The 2,811-nt window shown below is 61.7% G+C and carries 2 protein-coding genes; both read right to left on the reverse strand.

Going from position 1 to position 2,811, the window contains the following annotated elements; translation table 11 throughout:
• Window positions 1-307 precede the first annotated feature (307 nt).
• Window positions 308-1,822, reverse strand: a complete 1,515-nt coding sequence (locus HMPREF9081_RS02645; RefSeq protein WP_040394344.1) for a phosphohexomutase domain-containing protein — start codon at window positions 1,820-1,822, stop codon at window positions 308-310.
• Window positions 1,823-1,935: 113 nt separating this feature from the next.
• A complete protein-coding gene (locus tag HMPREF9081_RS02650) occupies window positions 1,936-2,604 on the reverse strand; it encodes a D-sedoheptulose-7-phosphate isomerase (RefSeq protein ID WP_006305415.1) in 669 nt (222 codons plus the stop codon).
• Between the last annotated feature and the right edge of the window lie 207 nt (window positions 2,605-2,811).

The following is a 2,811-nucleotide window of genomic DNA, read 5'->3' on the forward strand; positions in this document are numbered from 1 at the left end:
CCCCCGCTTCGGCGGGGGGAAGCTAAGATGCCATAATCCTAGCCTTCCCCGTTTGACGGGGAAGGGGGACCGCGCAAGCGGTGGAAGGGGCACAAAGAAGGGGCGTTGTACGAAGTTTTAGCTTCGTACAGCGCCCCTTACCGTTTTTCAGTTTAAGGGAAGCACTGATAAATTCAGCACCGCCATCTTGACGCATCTTTTTTGCCCGTACTTCGCCCTCGATCCTCCACATAGCTTTGGCTATGCGTCCGGTTTGCCTCCTTGTTCGGACGAAAAAATCTACGCCAATCTGACGGACTTCATTTTATCAGTGATTCCCTTTGAACCCCGAAAGATCCAGCGCATCAAAACCCGCGATCAGCTCCTTTACCGCGCGCTCGATTGCGTCTGCGCCGCCCGCTGCGTCCGCCTCGATGTTGAGCGGCATGTTCGGATCGTGCAGCGACATGCGCAGCAGCGCCCAGCCCCCGTCAAAGACGATGCGCACGCCCTCGTACGAGGGACTGGCGATCGTGAGGCCCTTTGCCTTTGCGCGCTCCTCAAACGCGGCGAGCACCTCCTGCCCATAGGCGCGCACATCATCCACGCCGATGATCTTGATGCGGATCTCGCGCGCCTCGGCGGGGTAGCGGAGGTTTGCGATGAGGTCGGCGAGCGTCCTGCCCTCCGCGCGCGCCTTTGCCGCCGCGATGATGAGCTTGACGGCAAGATATGCGCCGTCGTCGAGGTAGTAGTTCTCGCTGAGTGCCCCGTGCCCCGAGGTCTCGATCGCCAGCGGTGAAACCTCGCCCGCCTCATTGCGGCGGATGCACTCGTTGATGACGTTCTTGTAGCCGCGCATGTAGCGCAGATGCTTCAGGTGCAGCTCGCCCTCAAGGAAGTCGTGCAGTCCGTCCGAGGTCACCGAGTCCGTGATGATCGTCGATCCGGGGTAGTCGGGCGCGAGGATGGCTGCCATCATCGCGATCAGGGCGTTGCGGCTGACATCCGTGCCGTCCGAGAGCACGGCGCTCATGCGGTCGACGTCGGTGTCGAAGATGAGGCCGAGATCGGCGTCGTTCTCGATGACGGCCTCCTTGATCGCACGCATGGCGGCGGGGTCCTCGGGGTTCGGGATGTGGTTCGGAAAATGTCCGTCGGGGTCGAGGAACTGGCTGCCCGTGGTGTCCGCACCGAGCGGGGTGAGGATGCGCCCCGCAAAGAAACCGCCCGCGCCGTTGCCCGCATCCACGACGATGTGCATGCCGGAGAGCGGCTTTTCCGCGGCGCCGAGCGCCGTGCGGATTTTGTTCGCAAGGTGCTCGCTGTAGCGTCCGATGAGGTCGAACTTCAGCACATGGTCGAGGGTGCCGTGTGCCTCCTCCGTCTCAGCGGCATAGGCGAGAATCTTTTGGATGTCCGCCTTGTCCGCGCCGCCCTCGGCGGTGAAGAATTTCAGTCCGTTGCGGTTGTACGGGAGATGGCTCGCCGTAATCATGATCGAGCCGTCCGCCGCCGTGTCCTCGAAGATGGTCGACATGAACATGGCGGGGGTGGAGGCGAGCACGCAGTCGATGCCGTGCGCGCCCGTGTGCGTGAGGCCGGTGAGCACGCAGTCCTTGATGGCGAGCGCGGAGATGCGCGAGTCGTGGCCGACGGCGATTTGCAGCTCGGCGGGGGTCTTTCCGGTCTTCTCGGTGAGGAGACGGACAAAGCCGGCAGCAATGCGGTTCGCTGCCTCGGGCGTCAGGGTGACGGGCTCATCCGGGACACCTGGGACGGCGACGCCGCGAATGTCGCTGCCGTTCGCGAGCTTCTTGAAATCATCATACGTCAGTGGCATTGAGATTCCTCCTTTGTTGTATGCGTTTGTCATATCCTTCAGCCTCCCCCGTGCGGCACGGGGGAGGGGGACCGCTTGCGGTGGTGGGGGCGCTTTGGACAGGGGAGGTTCTCTTACTCCGCGCCGAAGAACTCCTCCTCCACGGCAATGCAGATGGTATGGTAGATCGGGAGATGGTATTCCTGAATCTTGAACGTCTCCTCCTCGGGCGCCTTGATTACGATGTCCGCGTAGCCGCCCGTGACGCAGTTGCCGCCCGAGGCGCCCGTGAGCGCGATCGTCGTGAGACCAAGTGCCTTTGCCATGCGGAAGGCGTAGAGTACATTCTTCGAGTTGCCCGAGGTCGTGATGCCGATGAGCACGTCCTCCGGTTTGCCGAGGCCGAGCACCTGCTGTGCAAAGGTGAGGTCGGGCGCCTGATCGTTCGAGAACGCCGTGCTGATCGCGAGCTGCGAGGGCAGCGAGATCGCAGGGAGCGCTCCCTGTAGGTTCTGCATGAAGTAGTCGACGGTGCGCGGGTCGGTCGCGTCGCACGACTCGTGCAGCTTTGCGAGGATGTGCTCATCGAGGTGGCGCGGCAGGAGAAAGCCCTTCATCAGCTCGCCGACAATGTGCTCCGCATCCGAGGCAGAGCCGCCGTTGCCGCAGACGATGAGCTTGCCGCCCGCACGGTAGCTGTTTACGAGAGCCTCAATGGCGGCGCGGATGTCCGTCCCGCAGACGTCGAGTGCGGGATAGCGCGCGATGAGGGTGTCCACGGCGGCGTAGGCTGATTCTTTCATTGGTCTGCTCCTTTACAATCGTTGTTTATGTTCTCTTTATTATGGACGATATGAGGCTGTTTTTCAAGGGAAAATATGAGGGAGAAATGGATCGGTGATTTTGCGGGGTGGGAGAGCAATGAAAAACGGAACTGTTGTATGTCCCCCTATCGGCTCACTACGCTCGCCACTTCCCCCGCTCTGGCGGGGGAAGCTAAGATACCATAA

It is taken from the genome of Centipeda periodontii DSM 2778 (genome assembly GCF_000213975.1).
Lineage (GTDB): Bacteria > Bacillota > Negativicutes > Selenomonadales > Selenomonadaceae > Centipeda > Centipeda periodontii.